This is a genomic window from Photobacterium lutimaris (genome assembly GCF_003025555.1).
GTDB classification, from domain to species: domain Bacteria; phylum Pseudomonadota; class Gammaproteobacteria; order Enterobacterales; family Vibrionaceae; genus Photobacterium; species Photobacterium lutimaris.
The window spans coordinates 17,405-39,628 of the sequence record NZ_PYMH01000015.1 but is presented as its reverse complement, the minus strand read 5'-3'; the positions used below and the strand labels follow the sequence as shown (position 1 = coordinate 39,628).

The window sequence follows — 22,224 nt, the reverse complement described above, 5'->3', positions numbered from 1 at the left end:
ACCTTTCATTGGCCCTTTTTAGTAGATCCAGCACCCCATGAGCACACTGCCCGAGATTGACTACAACCCACCCAAAGATCCTTGGTTGGATATCCTGTATCAGGACGACGATATTATTGCCGTCAACAAGCCTTCGGGCATGCTATCGAACCCCGGCCGCGATCCTGCCTTCCATGACAGTATCTATACCCGGGTACTGGCTGGTTTTGCTGATTCGCATCTCATCCACCGTCTCGACATGGCGACTTCCGGTGTGATTGTGCTCGCGCTGAACAAAGCTGCCGAGCGCAATATCAAAATCCAGTTTCAGGACCGCCGTACCGAAAAAGTGTATTACGCCCGTGTATTTGGCCATATCGAAAAAGACTGCGGTACTATCGACCTGCCGCTGATCTGCGACTGGCCGAACCGACCCAAGCAAAAGGTGTGTTATGACGACGGCAAACCGTCGGTGACCCACTATCAGGTACTCGAACGTGGTGATGATACGAGTTTGGTGCGCCTGCGCCCGATCACTGGCCGCTCACACCAACTGCGGGTTCACCTGCTCGCCTTGGGTCACCCGATCCTTGGTGATGGCTTTTATGCCCATCAAAACGCCAAGGCCATGGCCCCTCGCCTGCAGCTACACGCCGCTGAACTGAGCTTCTTCCACCCGCGCAGTGGTGAGCCGATGCACCTGTCTGCGCCATGTGAGTTCTTTGCCGAGGCTCCACAAAAGACCCTACCGGATCACTATTCCAAAGCATAGGGCTTGAGTTGGCCGTCAAGGATAGTGTGTACTGAGTGCATTATCCTTGACTATTGAGCCTCACTTTCGCCATGGAACACATTGTTTTTCTTGACCGGGATACCATTCCGGCCCACATCGCCTTGCCATCCCCAGCCTTTGAGCACCAGTGGACACAACACCCAGCCACACGTCCCGATCAGGTTATTGAGCGCCTTGCTGACGCAACCATGGTCATCACCAACAAAGTCGTGCTGAATGCCAGTATCCTGGCCCGGCTCCCCAAACTCAAAATGATCGCCATCGCTGCGACGGGCACCAACAACGTCGATCTAGATTACTGCCGAGAGCATGGCATCACCGTGAGTAATATCCGTGGCTACGCCGTCGACTCAGTACCTGAACATGCTGTCGCTATGATGTTTGCCCTGCGCCGCAACCTATTGGGCTACCACCGGGATATCCAGCAAGGCGTGTGGCAGGAGAAAAACCAGTTCTGTTTTTTCACCCATCCCATCAAAGATATCCGCGGGGCGACACTGGGGCTTATCGGCAGTGGAGGACTCGGGCAAGCAATGGCAACGCTTGGCCAAGCATTGGGCATGCACGTCATCTTTGCCGAGCGAAAAGAGGCGCAGAGCTGCCGAGAGGGATACCAGCCTTTTAGTGAGGTATTGGCACAAGCAGATGTACTTAGCCTGCACTGTCCGCTCAATAGCGAAACACGCAACCTGATCGGCCATGAAGAGCTAAAAGCAATGAAAGACAGTGCCATCTTGCTCAATACCGGCCGTGGTGGGTTGGTCGACGAACAAGCCTTGGTGGATGCCTTGCTCGCAGGAAACATTGCGGGTGCCGGATGCGATGTCTTCACCGAGGAGCCGGCTGACAATAACAACCCGTTGCTCGCCAACAGCCACTTGCCGAATCTGCTGCTGACCCCCCATGTCGCCTGGGGCTCGGACAGTGCGATTCAAACCCTGGCCAATCAACTTATCGACAACCTCAATGCGTTTGCAGCCGGCACACCGCAGAATCAGGTTTGAAGGTTAGCTCCCAGCCCGAGATAGCAAAAAGGCGAGATCAACGATCTCGCCTTTGATTTGGCTCAAGGCTATTGCCCCCCTAAAGCCAATAACCGCTGGCCCCTGGCCGCGATGTTATTTAAACCCTTTCTCCTTGCGGATCAGATCGTAGGCAGCCTGTAGCTCCTGGGTCTTTTGCTTGGCCAGCTCCATCATCTCCGGCGGCAAGCCCTTGGCGGCCAGTTTATCCGGGTGGTGCTCATTCATTTGTTTGCGGTATGCCCGCTTGAGCTCCTGGGAGGTGGCAGTCTCAGGCACACCAAGCAACTCAAACGCATCAGCCAATTGATCTTTGGTCGGTGGCTGCCGGAAGCCCCCCTGTTGCTGGTATTGCTGGTTAAAGCCCCCCTGCTGGAAACGGAAGGCGGCTTCTTGCATGTGCAGTCGCTGTTCCAGTTGCTGGGCAGAAAAGCCAAGCATCCGGGCGATCACGTGGAGCAGTTTACGTTCACTCGGGTGCAAAGCCCCGTCGGCAAACGCGGCCTGAATTTGCAACTCAAGGAAAAATTGCAGTAAATCGGCCCGGCCAGCACTGCCCTGCCGTACTCGCATCAAGGTGTCTTCCAGCGGGAAGTGCTCTTCTTTGCCTTCTCGGAAAGCCTCTTGGGCTTGGCGGCGAGCTTCGCCCTGCAGCCCCATCCTGTCCATATAGATGCTGGCAACCCGAATTTCGTCTTCGGTCACCCGTCCCTTGGCTTTTGCCACATGGCCCATCACGGCAAAAGCCGCATAGAAGAAGGCGGCTTGGTTTTCTGTAGAGCTCTGTCCACCAGAAAAACTGCCAAATCCGCGGCCGTAATAAATTTTTGCACGTGCTTTATCGAACTTATGGCCCAAAAAGAGACCTAACAACAGACCAAATGGCCCGCCAAGGAGGAAGCCAAAAAATGCCCCAAGTATTTTGCCCCAAACCTGCATTCGCTACTCTCTGGTAATTTGCTAAATTTAGAAATATTTCTTATGCATTAAACCCGATAGCTAAAGCCAAAAAATGAGCCAAAAGATGCCGTCGGATAGAATTTGCATTATCATAGCTGGCATTTACTGGGAAAGCTTGTCAAAACCCAGTTAACAATAACAAATGCGCTAAAAACTTTATTACAGGAACGTTTAGTTAGATGTCATCTACTTCCCGCAGCTTATTGGCGACCATGATCAGCCTGGCACTTTTCGGCCCGACGATGGCTTATGCAAACCAAGCCGTCCCAGAGAATGCCAACGGCGACTCTGCGGTCAGTGATGAAACTGACGAACTGGCACTGGTTCGTGGCGTGTGTATCGCCCCAGAGAAAATGCCTGCCGATCCAAACAATGAACCTATCAAGGTTACCGCGGATCACGCCGAAGCCCTCAACAACCAGAATGTCACCTACACCGGTGATGTCATCGTTCGCCAGGGTAACCGCACCGTCGCTGCTGATACCGCCAATCTGCAACAACCTGAAAATGTTGTTACAGCCGAAGGAAATGTCTATTTCCATGACGGTACCATCGAGGTGTATTCGGACCGTATCCAGAGCAACCTTGATACCGAAGATTCCCAGATGGACAACGCGGTCTATAACATGACCTGCGAAGCCGGTCGAGGCGAAGCCGAACGTGTCACCAAAAACGGCATTTCGTACTACCGCCTGAAAAACGGGACCTACACTACCTGCCCGGCTGGTGACAAAAGCTGGCAATTCTCGGCCACCAGCATTGAGCGAGAAGCAGACTCACCCTTTGCCGATCTCTACAATGCCCGCTTCGAAGTCGCGGATGTCCCAGTATTTTACATGCCGTACCTGCGTGTCCCTGTCGGTGATGAGCGCCTGACCGGTTTCCTTTATCCATCGGTGAGTTATGGCTCCCGTGATGGTTTCGAGCTGGAAACCCCGTTCTATTGGAACATTGCGCCCAACTATGACATGACCATCACGCCAAAATACATGAGCAACCGAGGGCTGCAGCTCAATTCCGATTTCCGCTATTTAACCGGATTCGGCACCGGTAAGTTATCCGGTGAATACCTTGGCAATGACCAAAAAGACTCGGACAAAGATCCACGCTGGGGCTTCAACTGGTCCCACAATGGGATGTATAACCAACACTGGCTGTTCGAAATTGACTACAGCAAGGTCAGTGATCCGACCTACTTCTCAGACATCGACTCCAGTATCGGTGAGCGAGAAGACAACAACCTGCTGCAAACCGCCGAGGTGTCCTATCGCGAGCGTAATTGGGATTCAACCCTGCGAGTGAGGGACTTCCAACCGCTAACCCTTGGTGTATCATCAAGTTACCGTTTGATGCCCCAGGTGGAAGCGAACTATTATTACGACGATATGCCCTATGGTTTGGACTTTTCCCTTAATAGCCATGTCAGCCGGTTTGAAAATGACAACCCAGACAAACCCACTGCGGATCGCGTTCATTTCGAACCGATGCTAACGCTGCCTTATGCAACCCCGTGGTGGTCGGTGACCAGCGAAGCCAAGCTGATGTATACCTACTACAATCAGGACTTTGACCCTAACGCTCAGGAGCTCTTTGATAAAGGCCTTGAACTCAAGGAAAGCGTCTCGCGTACCGTACCAAGCATCCGACTTCACAGTGGTTTGTACCTCGAACGTGACACACTGATCTGGGGTGATAGCTACACCCAAAGCCTTGAGCCACAAGTCCAATACCTGTATGTCAAAGATGTCGATCAGAGAGGCATTTACGATGCCTACGACACCACCTTGATGCAAACGGACTACTACGGGCTATTCCGTGACAAGCGCTACTCAAGCGTCGATCGTATTGCCGCCGCTAACCAGTTTACCGTCGGTGCAACGTCTCGCTACTTCGATAACCAATTCAAAGAGCGTTTCAATATTGCAGTAGGACAAATCTTCTACCTCAATAATGCCGGCCGTAATCTGGATACGAATAACGAAACTAGCCCTAACTACTCGGCAACCGCACTCGAATCTGACTTCAACTACGATGACTGGCTGTTCTTCCACGGCGGCGTGCAGTATGACGCCAGTAAGAAAGATCTCCAGTTTGCTAACGGTGCCATTGAATACCGTGAGGGTGGAACCTTCAGCCAGCTGAACTACCGATATATCTCCAAAGAGTATCTACTGGATAACATCCTCGACGAAGACCAACTCAACCGTTATACCGAAGACGGCATCTCACAACTGGGCTTTTCGACAGGCTTCCCTATCTATGACGGGGTATCTTTGCGTGGTGATTACTACCACGACCTGACCGAAAACCAGATGCTGGAAGGGCAAATCAGCCTGAACTTCCGTACCTCCTGCTGGATGATCAGCTTGGGCTACAACGAATACCTGAAAACCCGCTCGAATGTATCCTCAAGCCCAACAGAATACGAACAGAACTTCAGTATTTCGTTTAGCCTGATTGGACTCGGGCTGGCACCAATAGGAACGACCAGCGACAGTAACTCTATTGGCTACGGCCGCCCTTTCTACCTCAATAATTAATAGATGGAAGGGGTCGCCCTTCCCAATCAAGATTTAACGCGCCCCGGCGCCCGATGGAAACAAACTATGAAAAATTGGAAGTCTAGTCTGCTCGGTATTGCACTATTGGGCCTTTCTGCCGGCACCCTTGCCGCACCACAGCAACTTGATAGCATTGTCACGATCGTCAATGACAGCGTGATCCTGCAAAGCGATGTCGATGCCATGCTGAAAACCGTACGGATGAATGCCGCCGGTCAAAACCAGCCGCTTCCGCCGGATGATGTGCTGGTTAACCAGATCATGGAAAAGCTGGTAATGGAGACCCTTCAACTCCAGCAGGCCGAACAATTCGGGATCCGAATCGACGATAACCGCCTTGATCAGGCCATCAACCAAATGGCTGCTGAGCAGCAGATCACTGTGGGCCAGTTACAGCAAACATTGGCAGCCAATGGCATTAGCTACTCCATTTTTCGCGAGCAGATGCGCCGAGATATGACCGCCAGCGAAGCCCGGACCATTCAGGTGCGCCGCCGGATCAACATCCTTCCGCAGGAAGTCGAGACTTTGGCTGGCCAACTGAGTCAGCAAGAGCAGCAAGGTGTACGCTACAACGTCAGCCACATCCAGCTTCGGGTCGAAGAAGGAGCCTCTGCGGTTGAGCGTGATGAAGTCGCCAAAGAAGCCCAGCAAATCGTCAACCAACTAAAAGATGGTGCTGATTTTGCTAACTTGGCTTACAGCTACTCCAAAGGCCCAAAAGCCCTGCAAGGTGGTGAGTGGGGCTGGATGCGCAAGGAAGAAATGCCAACCATTTTTGCCGATCAAATCCAATCCCATGGCACCGGCGCCATTGTCGGGCCATTCCGTAGCGGCGTTGGCTACCATATTCTGAAAATCAATCAGGTTGATGGTCTGGAAACCGTTTCCGTTACCGAGGTCAATGCCCGTCATATTTTGGTGAAGACGTCAGTGATCCTCAGCGACGAAGGGGCACAGGAACAACTTGAACAAGCCCGTCGTGCCATCTTGGCCGGCGAGCGTAGCTTTGCCGATGCCGCCCGGGCCCTGAGTGCCGACCCGGGCTCTGCCGCCAACGGCGGTGAGCTAGGCTGGCAGACACCGGATCTCTATGTGCCGGAGTTTAAGGATAAAGTGGAAGCTCTGCCTGAAGGCATGATCAGCGAACCGTTCAAGACCGTACACGGCTGGCACATTGTTGAGGTGCTTGACCGCCGTGATGTCGACCGCACCGATGCCGCCGTGAAGAATCGCGCCTACCGCATCTTGTTCAGTCGTAAATTCAACGAAGAAGCACAGGCCTGGCTGCAGGAACTGCGTGCCGATGCTTTCATCGAACAACCGGAACGTACTGATGACCAAGGTTAAACGTATTGCTATCACCCCGGGCGAGCCGGCAGGGATCGGCCCGGATTTGATCCTGGCCCTTGCTCAGCAAGACTGGCCGCACCAACTTGTCATTTGTGCTAACGCCCAGCTTATGGTAGAACGTGCAGCCCAGCTCGGTTTGCCATTGGCGGTTAGTGCCTATGACCCTAGCCAAGCAGCCAAGCCTCACCAGGCTGGCACCTTGGTGGTTGCCGATCATCCTTTGGCCGAGGCCGTCGAGGCTGGCACGCTAAACGAGCGGAATGGGCACTATGTACTTAGCACGCTGGAGCGTGCGGCTCAGGGCTGTATGGCTGGCGAATTTGCCGCTGTGGTCACCGGTCCTGTGCACAAAGGAGTGATCAACCGGGCAGGAGTGTCATTCAGCGGTCATACCGAGTTCTTTGCCCAGCAGTCCCATACCGCTCAGGTTGTGATGATGCTGGCAACAGAAGGGTTGCGCGTGGCACTGGTCACGACCCATATACCGTTGGCCGATGTCTCCAAAGCCGTCACCGAAGAACGGTTACAGCAGGTTATCCGTATCCTGCATGCTGATCTTGTCAGCAAGTTCGGCATTGCCGAGCCAAAAATTTATGTCTGTGGCTTAAACCCACATGCCGGCGAAGATGGCTGCCTGGGCTCCGAGGAGATCGATGTGATCAGCCCGGCGCTGGAGCAACTCCGCCAACAGGAAGGAATGGATCTGATTGGCCCACTGCCAGCTGATACCATCTTCCAGGAAAAATATCTGGCCGATGCCGACACGGTACTGGCCATGTATCACGATCAAGGGCTACCAGTGCTGAAATTCAAAGGCTTTGGTAAATCTGTCAACATTACGTTAGGCCTGCCCTTCATCAGAACCTCAGTAGATCATGGTACCGCACTGGAACTTGCCGGTACCGGACAGGCGGACACCGGTAGCCTTTGGACAGCGCTATCGCACGCCCTTGAATTGGTAGAAAAACAAACATGAGCAGCGATCAGGTCCACCTAGGCCACCGCGCACGTAAGCGCTTTGGTCAGAACTTCTTGAATGACCCATACATCATTGACGGTATTGTGTCGTCAATTAACCCGCGTCCAGGTCAGAACCTGGTAGAAATCGGCCCGGGCCTGGGTGCGATCACCGAGCCAGTCGGCAAGATGGTCGATAAATTCACGGTTATCGAGCTTGACCGTGACTTGGCAGAGCGCCTGCGTAACCACCCAGATTTAGCTGACAAGCTGACGATCCATGAAGGTGATGCGATGCGCTTCGACTTCACGCAGCTGATCAAAGAAAACAACAAGCTACGAATTTTCGGTAACTTGCCATACAACATTTCAACGCCATTGATGTTCCACCTATTCTCGTTCCATGAACATATTGAAGATATGCATTTCATGCTACAGAAAGAAGTGGTTAACCGTTTGGCAGCAGGTCCTGGCAGCAAAGCGTATGGTCGCTTAACGGTTATGGCTCAGTACTACTCTCGCGTCATGCCAGTACTGGAAGTGCCGCCAGAGTCGTTTGTTCCAGCGCCAAAGGTTGATTCTGCCGTTGTGCGAATTACACCCTATGAAACTCTGCCATATCCATGTACTAACCTTAAATGGTTGGATCGTGTTTGCCGCGAAGGTTTCAACCAGCGCCGCAAGACTGTCCGCAATTGTTTCAAGGCACTGCTGACTGGCGAACAGCTAGAAGCACTAGGGGTCAATCCTAGCCTGCGCCCAGAAAACCTGACGCTTGAACAGTTTGTCGATATGGCAAACTGGCTGGATGCAAACCACAACAAATAAATGTGTAGGCGCCAGTGACATTGAACTTGCTACCGGGCTATTCACCTAGGCTCGGTAGCTTGCCAAGAAAGGATGCATAACAATGACGACTAATGTGACGCCAACCATCAGATGCCGGGTCGTGACGCACTTCATCGAAGAGCAATCCGAGCCGGACAACCAGCGCTATGTCTTTTCCTATACCATCACTATTGCCAATTTAGGTGCCGGCGAAGCCCAGCTGCTGAGCAGGCGATGGCTGATCACCGATGCCAATGGCAAAAAGCTGGTGATTGAAGGTGAAGGTGTGGTCGGTGAGCAGCCGACCATTGCGGCCCATGAAGAATACACCTACACCAGCGGCACGATTATTGAGACCCCCCTCGGGGTGATGGAAGGGCATTACGTCATGGTCAATGAAAACGGTGACGAGTTTGTCGCAGAAGTTTCACCGTTCCGCCTGTCAGTGCCCAATATTCTCCACTAAAGGATCACTATGTCGACCTATCTTGTTGGCGATATCCAGGGCTGCCTTGATGATTTGCGCCAACTACTCGATACTGCCGATTTCGATCCGCAGCACGATCAGCTGTGGCTAACTGGCGACCTTGTCGCCCGCGGCCCCCTTTCACTCGAGACACTCCGCTTTGTCAAAAGCCTCGGTAAGCAAGCAACAACGGTACTGGGTAACCACGACCTTCATCTGCTGGCTGTCGCCGAAGGAATTGCCAAAAGCAAAGCCAAAGACAAACTTCAGCCTATTTTAGAGGCACCGGACCGTGATGAATTACTGCACTGGCTACGTCAGCAACCGTTATTGGCCGAACACCCGAAACTTCCGTTTGTCATGACCCATGCCGGTATTCCAGCCCAGTGGAGTCTCCAGCAAGCCCGGGAACAAGCCAGAGAAGTCGAGCAAGTACTGCAAGGGGATAACCACCTTTGGTTGTTGAAGAACATGTACGGTAATGGCCCAGATAGCTGGTCTACTGACCTGCAAGGCATCGACCGCTACCGCTATATCATCAATGCATTTACCCGTATGCGTTTCTGCTACCCAGATGGCCGGCTCGATATGGCGTGTAAAATCTCCCCCAAAGAAGCAGCTAGCGACCAGTTAGTGCCATGGTTCGCCCTACCGCGCCCAGAGATGGGCAAGAAGATGATCTTCGGCCACTGGGCGGCATTGATGGGCTATGAAGACGAACAGGTGATAGGACTCGATACAGGCTGCGTATGGGGCAATAGCATGACTCTGCTGCGCTGGGAAGATAGCACACGCTTTGAGCAACCCTGCCCGATACATGCATGATAAGATCTTCCCCTAACGTCAATAATAAAAAGGCTTGCCAACTGGCAAGCCTTTTTATCTGATGGCTACCGGGTTGGTTAGCGCTCCAAAATCACAAACCGCATATCATGGGCATTTTTTTCGTCTGCGGCATAGCGTTCGCTATGCACTTCCTGCCAGTTTTCTCCCCAGTCAGGGAACTGGGTATCGCCCTCAACATCCAAGTCAATGAAGGTCAGGTACAGACGGTCGGCATCATCCAAGCACGCGGCATAAATACTCCCGCCACCGATCACCATCAGTTCCTCGACATCACCGGCAGCTCGTTTGGCCGCATCGATATCAGCCACCACAGTGATCCCCTCGGCTTGGTAATCAGCATTGCGGCTGATCACGATATTGCGCCGGCCCGGCAAGGGACGGCCAATGGACTCAAAGGTTTTCCGCCCCATGACAACCGGTTTACCCATTGTCACTTTCTTAAACCAGGCAAAATCGGCAGGCAAATGCCATGGCATGGCGTTGTCTTTACCGATGATCCGCGCCTTGGCCATCGCGGCAACCATACTGATCTTCATATTCTCTCCTCTATTCCTGTTGGCAAGAGTTATACCACAGGACGGCGGCGATAAAATAGCAAGCCAGGCATCGCAAGGCCGATTGCGAGGGACGCCACGATAAATACCGCTTTGAGCATGTTTTCAACCAGCAACCCCCACAGCTCAGGGGTGAATCCCCGGTGGTTGATTTCAACCAGAGCAATCATCGCCTTGAAGGCAAACACACCCGGTACCATGGGGATCATCGCGGCGACGGTAAACACCTTAGGATGGGCCAGAAAACGGTGTGACCAATGGACCCCGATCATCCCGACCAACGTCGCTGCACACAAGGTCGCCCACTCAATCGATAGCCCCCAGTGCATTAAAGCAAAACGGCAGCCATGACCCAGTGCGCCACCAATGGCACAATACTTCAGTGCCTTCGGCGGCACATTGAACACCAGCGCAAAACCAATCGCCGGGATCATGGCAAAGAACATGTCATTGAGCAGGGCGAGGAAAAATGCGGTAGAAATCATCACAGCCACCCCCATACACCCAGTACATTCATTGCAGCGACTATCCCCATACTGGTCGACAAGGTCAGTAAACTGGCCATGGTCCAGCGGGCGATCCCCATATTGGCATATCCCTTGACCATATCTGAAATCGCATTAATCAGCGGGAACCCCGGCACCAGCATCAATACTGATGAGGCCATAGCTAAAAACGGGGCTTCGCCGATTTGATACACTTGCCCAACCCCGGAAATCAGGGTGGTCACAAAGGCGGTAACACCGAAATTGAGCAGCGGGTTGAAATGGCAATGCGCGATCTCCTGACGGACAAACATGCCCACCGCCGACGCCACGAAGGTCAAGGCAAACACCGGCCAATCCCCCCCCGCCAGGCGGCTGAAGGAAGCACACGACAGACCGATCATTACGATCACCAGATACCGGTTATAACGCATTGGCTGGATCTGCTCGAGCCGTTGGTGTACCCCGTCGACATCCAGCATCCCTCGTTCGGCCATGATACATACCCGCTGAATTTCGGTCACCACCTGCATGTTGATCCCGCGATCTTGGCACCGACGGGTGGTGGTAATACAACGCCCGTGGCTGAGAGTCGTCAACACCATTGAACTGGCAGACAGGGAAACCTCAACACTGTCGACCCCCAAGGCCAATCCCAACCGCCTGGCAACATCCATCACCAAGGTACTTTCCGCCCCATGCTGCAACAACCTCTGTCCTGCCAGTACCGCAAGACGAGAAATCTCCCGCTGTACTGGCTCTGCCAATGCAACGCTTGTCTCCTCCATACCTTTCCCTTGCCTTAAATTTGTGAACCGAGTGACGAATTATCATACAAATTAACAAATGTCAGCTTGATTAGGCACAAAAAAACCGCCCTTGCAGGCGGTTTTTCATCATACTGAGTACTGACTGGTTACGTTACGGCTTGTAGATAATCTCTACGTCGTAGTCGTCTTCGTTCCAATCATCCCAGTCGTCATCATCGTCGTCATCACTCTTCTCAGCGTTTTTAATTTGCTGTTCGTGATAATCATCCCACTTGAATTCAACTTTCTTCTCTTCAGATTCTTCTTCATCATCTTCAAAGTCAACAGCAGGCATTGATTCGATCTGACGCATAAGATCGTAGGTAAGCTCTTTGGTTCCCGTACGATTTAGTGCCGAGATACAATAGTAATTATCGTCCCATGCCAGAGCGTCTAAGATCTCTTCGATCTTCTCTTGCGCTTCTTCTTCTGGCATCAGGTCAGCTTTGTTAAATACCAACCAGCGCGGTTTATTCGTTAGCTTTTCACTGTACTGGTTAAGCTCATTGATGATGGTAAATGCATTTTCGATCGGGTCTGAGCCATCAGCTGGTAGCAGGTCGATCATGTGCAATAGTACACGACAGCGCTCAAGGTGCTTCAAGAAACGAATACCCAAGCCGGCACCGTCTGCAGCACCCTCAATCAAACCCGGAATATCGGCAACCACAAAGCTACGATCGCTATCAACGCGAACCACACCTAGGCTTGGCACCAGTGTGGTAAACGGATAATCAGCCACTTTTGGTTTTGCTGCCGATACAGAACGAATGAATGTCGATTTACCCGCATTTGGCAGTCCGAGCATACCGACGTCAGCCAGTAGCAAAAGCTCTAGTCGAAGGTGGCGAACCTCGCCCTTGGTACCCATTGTTTTCTTACGCGGAGCACGGTTTACAGAAGACTTAAAACGGGTGTTCCCCAAGCCATGGAAGCCGCCTTTCGATACCATGATCTTCATACCATGCTGCGTCAAGTCGGCAATCACCTCACCGGTCTCTTCATCAACAGCACGGGTACCGACAGGAACGCTTAAGACCTTATCGGCACCACGTTTACCGGTACAGTTACCACCACGGCCATTTTCGCCACGTTCAGCGGCATAAAATTTTACAAAGCGATAGTCGATCAGTGTATTGAGGTTTTCATCGGCCAGTAGGTAAACATCACCACCGTCACCACCATCACCACCGTCAGGTCCGCCTTTCGGTACATACTTTTCAGTACGGAAACTAACGGTACCATTACCACCGTCACCAGCATCGGCTCGAATCACCGCTTCATCTACAAACTTCATCTCTTTCTCCGCACTGTGGCGTTAAAACTCTTCAACCCGGATCGCTCTGTCCAAGTAGCTATTAACCTATTGTACAACCAAACGTCATGCTTATCCGACCTTTTGTTGCGGGCAACGCTGGTACCCAATATTACTTTCGCTTCAGCAAGCGATGGCCGATAGCACTGAACATCGCACCACCGACGACAACCATTGCCCCGGCGTAGCCCCATTGGTTCAGGGCAGCAGGCGCGACATAGTCAGGCCAGACTAAACTGGCCAGATCCACAAACAGGATCGTGAACAGGGGCGCCAAAGTGATCACCGCACTGACCTGCGATGCCTGCCAGCGCGCCATCGCTTCGGCGAATGCCCCGTACCCCACTAGCGTGTTGAGGCAGCAAAAAATCAGCATGCCCAACTGGCGGGAATCCATGAGCTGGATCTGGCTTGGTGTGGCGACCGGCATCAGGATCAATGCACAGATCACGTAGATCATCAACAAGATCTGCGGTGACGAAAACTGGCGTAGCATGCGCTTTTGGGCCAAGGCATAAACGACCCACACCACGGCTGCAGCTATCGCCAATAACACCCCGGTGGTATACGCACTCATGCTGGTAAACAGCTCAGCCAGGCGCTCGTTGAAAAACAGCAGCAAACCGGTCAATAAAGCGATAACGCCCACAACCTGATGCTTGCCTAGCGTCTCTTTGAACAACCAAACGCTGGACAGTAACAGCATCATTGGTGCCAGCTGCATAATCACCTGAACGACAGCCGGATTAAGGTACGACAGCGAACTGTTGAACAGCACAAAGTTACCTGCAAGCCCTAAGCTTGCCAACAACATAAGGATGGCTCCCTGACGCCCTAACCTGCTGAGGCTTGGCAAGTTACGTCGGTAGGCTAACCACAGGCCTAATCCAGTGGCCGCTGTCATAAATCGATACCAGACGATGGTAAAGGGATCCATCACCTCGACAGCTTGCTTCATTGCAATGGGCAGCGCTCCCCAAAATACGGCGGTCAGCAACGCCAGGGACATCCCGACAACGGGATTTTGCTGTGGCATAAAGCCCCCCATAAACAAAAAGCCCCGCCAGTAGGCAGGGCTTTATCATTCGTTTCGAGACTGAATTATTCAGCTTCGATAGATACGAATTTACGGTTCTTAGGACCTTTAACTTCGAACTTCACTTTACCGTCAGATAGAGCGAATAGAGTGTGGTCTTTACCTAGGCCTACGTTGTTACCTGCGTGGAACTTAGTACCACGCTGACGTACGATGATGTTACCTGCTAGTACAGATTCGCCACCGAAACGCTTAACACCAAGACGTTTACTTTCTGAATCACGGCCGTTACGAGTAGAACCGCCAGCTTTTTTGTGTGCCATCTTTAAATTCTCCTGTTATTAAGCGCTGATGCCAGTAATTTTGACTTCAGTGAACCACTGACGGTGGCCCGCTTGCTTACGAGAGTGCTTACGACGACGGAACTTAACGATTTTTACTTTATCGCCACGACCGTGCGTAACTACTTCAGCAGTTACTTTACCGCCAGCTACGAAAGGTGCGCCTACAGTTACTTCTTCGCCGTTAGCGACTAGAAGTACTGAGTCGAATTCAATGCTAGCGCCAGTTTCAGCGTCTAGTTTTTCTAAGCGTAGGGTCTGGCCTTCGCTTACACGGTGTTGTTTACCACCACTTTGGAAAACAGCGTACATGTCTTACTCCGCTTGTCCGCATAGGCCATTTGCCACGTATAACTTGGGCAATGGGTATGCGCTTAATCTTGTCATCAATAGGGCGCGAATGTTACGCGAAATTAGGGCTACTGGCAAGCGCTTGTGCAAAGAAAATTGGCGAAAAGCTGGTCAGTAATAAAAGTCATCGATTTAAACGCAATCGAGGTTATGAAGATTGCTGTCTTTTAGTGTAATATTCGATAATTAATTTATCTCGGTTGATTAACAAATCTTAACTACGCAACTCTTTTGAGCCTGACTGTGAGCCACTTCCCATCCCTAATTGGGCTGGTTTTTCAACTTGGGTCAAAACCAGTTAAGTGACCAACCGACACGCATAACAATCCGCCGGGTGCGGCACATTATTTTGCTGGATGTACAATGGATTTCAAAGCTATCCAAGCGCTCACTGCCGATGATATGGCACAGGTCGACGCGAAGATACAGGCTCAACTGAACTCAGATGTAGCCCTCATTAATCAACTAGGTTTTTACATTGTCAGCGGCGGCGGCAAACGCATACGCCCAATGCTTGCTGTACTGGCAGCCCGTGCCCTTGGTTACCAAGGCGAACAACATACAACTGCTGCGGCATTTGTCGAATTTATCCATACCGCCACCCTGTTGCATGATGACGTCGTCGATGAGTCAGATATGCGCCGGGGCAAAGCCACCGCCAATGCCATGTTCGGTAACGCGGCCAGCGTCTTGGTGGGCGATTATATCTACACACGCTCGTTCCAGATGATGACCAGCCTGCGATCCTTGCGGATCCTCGATGTCATGAGCGAAGCAACCAATGTCATTGCCGAAGGGGAAGTACTGCAGTTGATGAACTGCAATGATCCCGACACCACCGAAGACAGCTACATGCAGGTGATCTACTCCAAGACTGCCCGCCTGTTCGAAGCCGCAACCCAGATCTCCGCCATCTTGGTACAAGCGCCAGAAGAGGTTGAGCGCGCCCTGCAAGATTACGGCCGCTACCTCGGTACCGCCTTCCAGCTGATTGACGATGTGCTGGACTACAATGCCGATGGTGACGAGATGGGTAAAAACGTCGGTGATGATCTGGCCGAAGGCAAACCAACCCTTCCCCTGCTTCACGCGATGCAGCACGGCAATGCAGAGCAATCGGCAATGATCCGAGAGGCAATTGAGAAAGGCAATGGCCTGGACAAGCTAACGCCAATCCTCGCATGCATGCAGCAAGTCGGATCGCTTGACTATACCCAGCAGCGTGCTGAGGAAGAAGCCGAGAAAGCCATTGCTAGCCTGGCTCCAATTGCCGATAGCGAATACAAAGACGCCTTGATTGCCCTGGCCCACCTCGCGGTCCACCGTAACAAATAACGCGATAATCTTGCATAAAAAAGCCTGCCCTCCGGCAGGCTTTTTTGATCCTATCCCTGCCAAAGACCGTAACCATTCATTGCAATCACAATATCCTATAGTTATACCAGTAAAGGCTGGATCATTGATGATCATGACAGGAGGCCATTATGCAAGCAAAAGATCTCAAGTCTGGAATGTGGGTGGAGTACCAAAACGGGGTCGCTGAAGTTATCGATGTAGATCAAGATCACAACACCGCGATCATCGAGAACACGAACGATCATCGCCGGATCAACATCAATTGTGATGATCTTGTCGAGCAGCCTCAGCTCCACACCGGCTGTGATAGCTACTACTAATTTATCGTTAGCACTCTTTTCGCCCGCTCCCCCAGCACGCACAGATAAAAAAGAAGCGGCCCATTGGCCGCTTCCGTTCAGACATACAGTTATCGATTACTTAGCGGCAAACTCTTCGCCTTTGGCGATGTCGCCATGAAGGGTATCCATCATGCCCTCCAGCGCGTCTTGCTCGAATGCACTCAGCGTACCGTAATCCATCACTTCTTCGACGCCTTCTTTACCTAGCAAGATTGGCTGGGCGAAGAAACGAGCATGTTTGCCATCACCTTCGACATAAGCACACTCAACCAGGCCAGCCTCGCCTTGCAGCGCACGAACCAGAGAAAGACCAAAGCGACAAGCCGCCTGACCCATAGAAAGGGTTGCAGACCCGCCACCCGCTTTTGCCTCTACCACTTCGGTACCGGCATTCTGGATACGCGGTGTTAGTGCTTTAATTTCTTCTTCAGTGAATTCAACACCCTCTACCTGAGACAGCAGCGGCAGAATCGTCACGCCTGAGTGGCCACCGATTACCGGTACACGAATTTCGCCTGGATCGACATTTTTTAGCTCGGCGACAAATGTCTCAGAGCGGATAACATCCAGAGTCGTCACACCAAATAGCTTGCGCTTGTCGTAAACGCCTGCTTTCTTCAACACATCGGCCGCAATGGCTACAGTGGTGTTCACAGGGTTAGTAATGATACCCACGCAGGCTTTTGGACAAACCACCGCAATTTTTTCAGCCAAGGACTTCACGATACCAGCATTCACGTTGAACAGATCGGCACGATCCATACCCGGCTTACGGGCAACACCCGCAGAAATAAGAACAACATCAGCACCTTCCAGTGCTGGCGTTGGATCTTCACCGGCATATCCCTTGATAGCAACAGGAGTTGGGATATGGCTCAGATCAGCCGCAACACCTGGTGTTACAGGGGCAATATCGTATAGCGCCAGATCTGATCCTGCTGGCAGACGGTTTTTAAGCAACAGGGCAAGAGCCTGACCGATACCACCGGCCGCACCAATTACAGCAACTTTCATGTTCGTTCTCCTTTACGATAGAAGTATATAATTTTCAGACCTAATCATATGAAATCACAGTTGATTTAAAACACTGATTTCATATCACAAGTAGAACTTGACGTTATAGCAACCTATAGAGAAATACAATCAGATGCCACCAGCTTTGCGATATCACGCATAAGCCAGAACAAAATGTGCTACATCCCTATAACATTCCCCCTTAACAGGTTGACGATCACACCGAGTAAAGCTTGCATATCCATCAATATTTATTCATTTTCTACAAGTATATTGGTGATACATGCACCAGTTTACTTGAACACTGTTTGCTTGAATCCAAAAAGTTGTGCCAGAATACAGCATCTCGTCCCTGCACATGACATTTACTTATGCGAAATTCAGATAAACAAGAGCGCTTGGTCAAAGCGTTCAAGGCAATCCTAAAAGAAGAGAAATTCAGCTCTCAAGGCGAAATCGTCGACGCATTGAAAAATCAGGGGTTCGACAATATCAACCAATCCAAAGTCTCTCGCATGTTGACGAAATTCGGTGCCGTACGTACTCGAAATGCGAAGATGGAAATGGTCTACTGCCTGCCAATCGAGCTTGGTGTACCCACAACAAGCAGTCCCCTCAAAGAGTTAGTGATGGAGATCGGCTACAACAGCGCCTTAGTCGTCATCCATACCGGCCCGGGTGCAGCCCAAGTTATTGCCCGCTTGCTAGACTCCCTTGGCAAAGCAGAAGGGATCCTGGGGGTGGTTGCCGGCGACGATACCATCTTTATCACTCCAACCAATACCATCTCGACAGAAGAGCTTTACGACTCTGTCTGCGATCTGTTCGACTACAGCAAGTAATTACTTGTCCATACCACTGTACCAGGCAATAAACGATGCGTTTTACTGCCTGGTGTAGTGAGAGTTCTGTCACAATAAGGCAAACTTTCACTGAATCATCACGCCTCTTGCAAACCATTGATTGCTTTAAATAATTATTCTATCTCTTCTTACTGTCAGTAACTATTTCCACGTTGTAACCACCCCATCATCATTAACATAGTTGTAAACTTATTACTTTGTTTTGATATCATTAGCCAGATTCAGCAATGAATTACCCTCTGGTAGCTACGCCTTGCCACAGATGGAAAAGGCTTTTCTCTGGAAATAACAACAATTAGGAAGGGACAAACATGGCATTTAAGCAATTCATCAAAGTCAGTGCACTTGCTGCTGCAGTCATGACCACTGGCATGGCCAATGCCCAAAACTTCATCACTATCGGTACTGGTTCTGTAACCGGTGTTTACTACCCGACAGGTGGTGCAATTTGTAAGCTCGTCAACAAAGACCGCAAAGAACATAATGTTCGCTGTTCAGTCGAGTCTACCGGTGGCTCGATCTATAACGTCAACACTATGCGTGCAGGTGAGCTAGACTTCGGTATCGTACAATCTGACTGGCAGTACCACGGCTACAACGGCACCAGTAAGTTCGAAGAACAAGGCCCGTACAAGAAACTCCGTGCCGTCTTCTCGCTGCACACCGAACCATTCAACATCATTGCCCGCACCGATGCAGGCATCAACAGTGTCGAAGATCTAAAAGGCAAGCGTGTGAACATCGGTAACCCAGGCTCGGGTGACCGCGCCACGATGGGTGTTGTCATGGACGCAATGGGCTGGACCAACAAAGACTTCAAACTGGCTTCTGAACTTAAAGGCTCCGAGCGCTCACAGGCGCTATGCGACAACAAGATTGACGCCTTTGTTTACGTTGTCGGTCATCCAAACGGTTCAATCAAAGAAGCCACCACATCTTGTGATGCCAAGCTGATCCCAGCTTCAAGTCCTAAGATTGACCAAATCGTGGCAGATACCCCTTACTATGCCATGAGCACAGTTCCAGGCGGTATGTACAAAGGAACAGACGGTGACGTCAATAGCTTCGGGGTTGCGGCAACACTGGTGTCTTCTACCGACGTCTCTGATGAGGTTGTCTACGCAGTCGTGAAGTCCGTGTTTGAAAATTTCGATACCTTCAAGCGCCTGCACCCGGCTTTTGCCAACCTCAAGCCTGAAGACATGGTCAAAGATGGCTTGTCTATACCGCTCCACCCAGGCGCAGTGAAATATTACAAAGAAGCAGGTTACCTGAAGTAATCCTGCTAATAGGCAACACTGCCCAGCAAGCGTCGATCATGGCGCTTGCTGTTTCTGTTTATTGATCCCAATAAATTCTAATCACACCCTAGCCCATCGAAGAAGGATTATGCATGACGAAGACAACGCAATCGTCGACAGATGTGCAAGATATGGTGGCTCAGGCGGATACCGGGGCACGGAGCCCAATTGGACTGGCTGGACGTATCCTGTGGTTTGTTCCACTTTGTTGGTCCCTGTTCCAGCTTTGGTACGCATCGCCGTTACCGTTTATTTTTAATTTTGGCGTTCTGAACGACACCGAAGCCCGCTCTATTCACTTAGCTTTTGCCATTTTTTTAGCATTTACCGCCTACCCTGCATTCAAACGTTCGCCACGCGATCGGATCCCGCTGGTTGACTGGATCCTAGCCCTAGCGGGGAGCTTTGCTGCAGCCTATATCTATTTGTTTTACACCCAACTGGCTGGCCGTTCTGGTGCGCCGACCCAAATGGATATCGTAGTCGCGGTCATCGGTATGGTGCTGTTGCTTGAGGCAACCCGACGCGCACTGGGGCCACCTCTGATGGTCGTCGCAGCCGTGTTCTTGCTCTACACCTTCGGCGGCCCTCACATGCCGGATGTCATTGCCCACAAAGGTGCCAGCCTCAACAAGGCAATGTCTCACCTGTGGCTAACCACGGAAGGGGTATTCGGTATCGCGGTCGGCGTATCGACCTCGTTTGTCTTCCTCTTTGTATTGTTTGGGGCCATGCTCGAGCGTGCCGGTGCCGGTGCCTACTTTATCAAAGTGGCCTTTTCGCTACTGGGGCACATGCGGGGCGGTCCAGCCAAGGCGGCGGTTGTCGCCTCCGGACTGTCAGGCTTGGTCTCTGGCTCATCGATTGCCAACGTGGTAACGACCGGTACCTTCACGATCCCGCTGATGAAAAAAGTCGGCTTCCCGGGCACCAAAGCCGGTGCTGTAGAAGTCGCGGCATCAACCAATGGTCAGTTGACTCCACCTATTATGGGAGCGGCAGCCTTCCTGATGGTTGAATACGTCGGGATCTCCTATGTCGAGGTCATCAAGGCAGCCTTGCTACCGGCACTGATTTCCTACATTGCACTAATTTATATTGTCCACCTTGAAGCCTGTAAGGCTGGCATGTCTGGCTTAGAACGTCGCTATAAGCCGACCCTCGCCCAGAGCCTGCTGTCTTTCTGTGGCACCATTCTCGGCTTGATTGTTATCAGTGCATTAGTCTATTACGGCGTCGGTTGGACCAAAGATGTGTTTGGGGCCGCTGCAACATCGATGATTGCCATGGTGGTCCTCATTACTTATGTGGCACTGATCAAGGTCGCTGCTGACTACCAGGATCATACGCTAGAAGATCCCAACGCGGAGATCACCGAAGTACCGGATCCGGGACCAACGATGAAGTCCGGCCTTTACTTCCTGTTGCCTATTGTCGTCTTAGTATGGTGCCTGACGGTTGAGCGCTTCTCGCCGGGGCTATCTGCTTTCTGGGCGACCGTGTTCATGATCTTTATCCTGTTGACCCAGCGCCCGTTACTGGCGATGTTCAACAAAGAAAAGACGCTCGCTGAAGCAGGTAAAGAAGGTGTGATTGACCTGCTGGAGAGCTTGGTATCTGGTGCCCGCAATATGATTGGTATCGGTGTAGCGACAGCTGCAGCAGGCATCGTGGTGGGCGTGGTTACCCTAACCGGTATTGGGCTGGTAATGACCGAGTTTGTCGAGTTCATCTCGGGGGGGAATATCATACTGATGTTGCTGTTCACCGCGCTGATCAGCTTGATACTCGGAATGGGCTTGCCGACCACCGCGAACTATATCGTGGTATCGACTTTGATGGCACCGGTTATTGTTACCCTTGGGGCTCAAAATGGCCTGATCATCCCATTGATCGCGGTACACCTGTTCGTGTTCTATTTCGGTATCCTGGCCGATGATACCCCTCCGGTCGGCCTAGCCGCCTTTGCTGCTGCCGCGATCGCCAAGAGCGATCCTATCCGCACCGGTATCCAAGGCTTTACCTACGATATCCGAACCGCCATCCTGCCGTTCATGTTTATCTTCAACACCCAACTATTGATGATGAATATCGACTCTTGGTGGCACCTGATGCTGACGATCATCTCGGCAATAATCGCAATGCTGACCTTCTCAGCAGCTACGCAGGGGTGGTGGTTTACCAAAACCAAATGGTGGGAGGTCGTGGCATTGCTGTTGATCACCTTCACATTGTTCCGTCCGGGCTTCTGGTGGGATATGGTCTATCCAGCAAAGCATGAAATGCCTGGGACCCTGATTGCGGATGCGGCGGACAAGCTTGCCATTGGCCAGCCGTTGGAGCTTCAAGTCAGTGGGGAAAACTTGGAAGGGAAGTTTATCACCAAGCACGTGCTACTGCCTTTTGATGAGGAAGCCGTCTCAGCGGAGAGCCGGATCAATTCTACTGGCCTGATGCTGCGCCAGGATGACGATAAAATGATCGTCGACATGGTTGAGTTTGGTAGCCCAGCCGAGCAGGCTGGCATCGACTTCGACTGGGAGATCACCACTGTTAGCCTGCCTGCGGTCCGTCCAATGAAAGAGTGGGTCTTCATCCCAACCCTACTCATACTGGGTACCCTTGGCTGGAACCAGCGTCGACGGGCTAAAAGCGTTGGTCACATCAAGTAAAACCTCCAGTCTGGCCCTTTC

Annotated in this window: 22 protein-coding genes; 13 read left to right on the top strand and 9 right to left on the bottom strand. The window is 51.7% G+C overall.

The genetic code is table 11. The annotated features are described in order from the left end of the window. The first annotated feature begins 37 nt into the window (after positions 1-37). Together rluA and C9I99_RS22705 are read left to right on the top strand one after the other, a co-directional pair. On the top strand, positions 38-751 hold the full coding sequence (rluA, locus tag C9I99_RS22710) for a bifunctional tRNA pseudouridine(32) synthase/23S rRNA pseudouridine(746) synthase RluA (RefSeq protein WP_107351120.1): 714 nt from the start codon (positions 38-40) through the stop codon (positions 749-751). Between the two features lie 71 nt (positions 752-822). Further along, on the top strand, positions 823-1,776 hold the full coding sequence (locus C9I99_RS22705; RefSeq protein ID WP_107351119.1) for a D-2-hydroxyacid dehydrogenase: 954 nt from the start codon (positions 823-825) through the stop codon (positions 1,774-1,776). A gap of 114 nt (positions 1,777-1,890) precedes the next feature. Here the strand turns inward: C9I99_RS22705 and djlA are convergent, their stop codons facing one another. Beyond that, complete coding sequence (gene djlA / locus C9I99_RS22700) at positions 1,891-2,733, bottom strand: co-chaperone DjlA (RefSeq protein WP_107351118.1); 843 nt, start codon at positions 2,731-2,733, stop codon at positions 1,891-1,893. Positions 2,734-2,933: 200 nt separating this feature from the next. Between djlA and lptD the strand changes: the two genes are divergently transcribed. The 6 genes from lptD (at position 2,934) to apaH (ending at position 9,744) form a co-directional block, all read left to right on the top strand. Continuing rightward, the gene (gene lptD / locus C9I99_RS22695; RefSeq protein ID WP_107351117.1) at positions 2,934-5,294 is read left to right on the top strand and encodes an LPS assembly protein LptD; all 2,361 of its coding nucleotides are present in this window, start codon (positions 2,934-2,936) and stop codon (positions 5,292-5,294) included. A gap of 66 nt (positions 5,295-5,360) precedes the next feature. Then, positions 5,361-6,665, top strand: a complete 1,305-nt coding sequence (gene surA, locus C9I99_RS22690) for a peptidylprolyl isomerase SurA (RefSeq protein WP_107351116.1) — start codon at positions 5,361-5,363, stop codon at positions 6,663-6,665. Beyond that, on the top strand, positions 6,652-7,644 hold the full coding sequence (pdxA, locus tag C9I99_RS22685; RefSeq protein WP_107351115.1) for a 4-hydroxythreonine-4-phosphate dehydrogenase PdxA: 993 nt from the start codon (positions 6,652-6,654) through the stop codon (positions 7,642-7,644). The genes surA and pdxA overlap by 14 nt, the downstream gene beginning before the upstream one ends. Next, a complete protein-coding gene (gene rsmA, locus C9I99_RS22680; protein WP_107351114.1) occupies positions 7,641-8,453 on the top strand; it encodes a 16S rRNA (adenine(1518)-N(6)/adenine(1519)-N(6))-dimethyltransferase RsmA in 813 nt (270 codons plus the stop codon). The genes pdxA and rsmA overlap by 4 nt, the downstream gene beginning before the upstream one ends. Positions 8,454-8,535: 82 nt before the next feature. Next, positions 8,536-8,919, top strand: coding sequence for a Co2+/Mg2+ efflux protein ApaG (apaG, locus tag C9I99_RS22675; protein WP_107351113.1), 384 nt, complete (start codon positions 8,536-8,538; stop codon positions 8,917-8,919). 9 nt (positions 8,920-8,928) lie between these two features. Beyond that, positions 8,929-9,744, top strand: coding sequence for a bis(5'-nucleosyl)-tetraphosphatase (symmetrical) ApaH (apaH, locus tag C9I99_RS22670; protein WP_107351112.1), 816 nt, complete (start codon positions 8,929-8,931; stop codon positions 9,742-9,744). Between the two features lie 77 nt (positions 9,745-9,821). Here the strand turns inward: apaH and folA are convergent, their stop codons facing one another. The 7 genes from folA to rplU form a co-directional block, all read right to left on the bottom strand. Further along, positions 9,822-10,301, bottom strand: a complete 480-nt coding sequence (gene folA / locus C9I99_RS22665) for a type 3 dihydrofolate reductase (RefSeq protein WP_107351111.1) — start codon at positions 10,299-10,301, stop codon at positions 9,822-9,824. A gap of 29 nt (positions 10,302-10,330) precedes the next feature. After that, positions 10,331-10,819 (bottom strand): threonine/serine exporter family protein, encoded by a 489-nt coding sequence (locus C9I99_RS22660; RefSeq protein ID WP_107351110.1) that lies wholly within the window; start codon positions 10,817-10,819, stop codon positions 10,331-10,333. Then, positions 10,804-11,592 carry a threonine/serine exporter family protein gene (locus C9I99_RS22655; protein ID WP_107351109.1) on the bottom strand — a complete coding sequence of 263 codons (789 nt, stop codon included), beginning with the start codon at positions 11,590-11,592 and terminating at the stop codon, positions 10,804-10,806. The genes C9I99_RS22660 and C9I99_RS22655 overlap by 16 nt, the downstream gene beginning before the upstream one ends. A gap of 133 nt (positions 11,593-11,725) precedes the next feature. Next, positions 11,726-12,910: an Obg family GTPase CgtA gene (gene cgtA / locus C9I99_RS22650; protein ID WP_107351108.1), complete on the bottom strand. Its 1,185-nt coding sequence runs from the start codon at positions 12,908-12,910 to the stop codon at positions 11,726-11,728. 130 nt (positions 12,911-13,040) lie between these two features. Further along, entirely contained in the window at positions 13,041-13,964 is a 924-nt protein-coding gene (locus C9I99_RS22645) for a DMT family transporter (RefSeq protein ID WP_107351107.1), read from the bottom strand. A 65-nt stretch (positions 13,965-14,029) separates the two neighbouring features. After that, positions 14,030-14,287 carry a 50S ribosomal protein L27 gene (rpmA, locus tag C9I99_RS22640; RefSeq protein ID WP_007467532.1) on the bottom strand — a complete coding sequence of 86 codons (258 nt, stop codon included), beginning with the start codon at positions 14,285-14,287 and terminating at the stop codon, positions 14,030-14,032. An 18-nt stretch (positions 14,288-14,305) separates the two neighbouring features. Further along, complete coding sequence (gene rplU, locus C9I99_RS22635) at positions 14,306-14,617, bottom strand: 50S ribosomal protein L21 (protein WP_039456406.1); 312 nt, start codon at positions 14,615-14,617, stop codon at positions 14,306-14,308. A 402-nt stretch (positions 14,618-15,019) separates the two neighbouring features. On the opposite strand from rplU, the gene ispB reads away from it, so the two are divergent. Both ispB and C9I99_RS22625 read left to right on the top strand, forming a co-directional pair. Beyond that, a complete protein-coding gene (gene ispB / locus C9I99_RS22630) occupies positions 15,020-15,991 on the top strand; it encodes an octaprenyl diphosphate synthase (RefSeq protein WP_107351106.1) in 972 nt (323 codons plus the stop codon). Positions 15,992-16,140: 149 nt separating this feature from the next. Next, complete coding sequence (locus C9I99_RS22625) at positions 16,141-16,332, top strand: hypothetical protein (protein ID WP_107351105.1); 192 nt, start codon at positions 16,141-16,143, stop codon at positions 16,330-16,332. Between the two features lie 96 nt (positions 16,333-16,428). Here the strand turns inward: C9I99_RS22625 and mdh are convergent, their stop codons facing one another. Next, positions 16,429-17,367 carry a malate dehydrogenase gene (mdh, locus tag C9I99_RS22620; RefSeq protein WP_107351104.1) on the bottom strand — a complete coding sequence of 313 codons (939 nt, stop codon included), beginning with the start codon at positions 17,365-17,367 and terminating at the stop codon, positions 16,429-16,431. 371 nt (positions 17,368-17,738) lie between these two features. On the opposite strand from mdh, the gene argR reads away from it, so the two are divergent. From argR to C9I99_RS22605, 3 genes are all read left to right on the top strand, one after another. Then, positions 17,739-18,209: a transcriptional regulator ArgR gene (argR, locus tag C9I99_RS22615; protein WP_107351103.1), complete on the top strand. Its 471-nt coding sequence runs from the start codon at positions 17,739-17,741 to the stop codon at positions 18,207-18,209. A gap of 332 nt (positions 18,210-18,541) precedes the next feature. Beyond that, complete coding sequence (locus tag C9I99_RS22610; protein WP_107351102.1) at positions 18,542-19,510, top strand: TAXI family TRAP transporter solute-binding subunit; 969 nt, start codon at positions 18,542-18,544, stop codon at positions 19,508-19,510. A 113-nt stretch (positions 19,511-19,623) separates the two neighbouring features. Continuing rightward, positions 19,624-22,203 (top strand): TRAP transporter permease, encoded by a 2,580-nt coding sequence (locus tag C9I99_RS22605; protein ID WP_107351101.1) that lies wholly within the window; start codon positions 19,624-19,626, stop codon positions 22,201-22,203. Positions 22,204-22,224 lie beyond the last annotated feature (21 nt).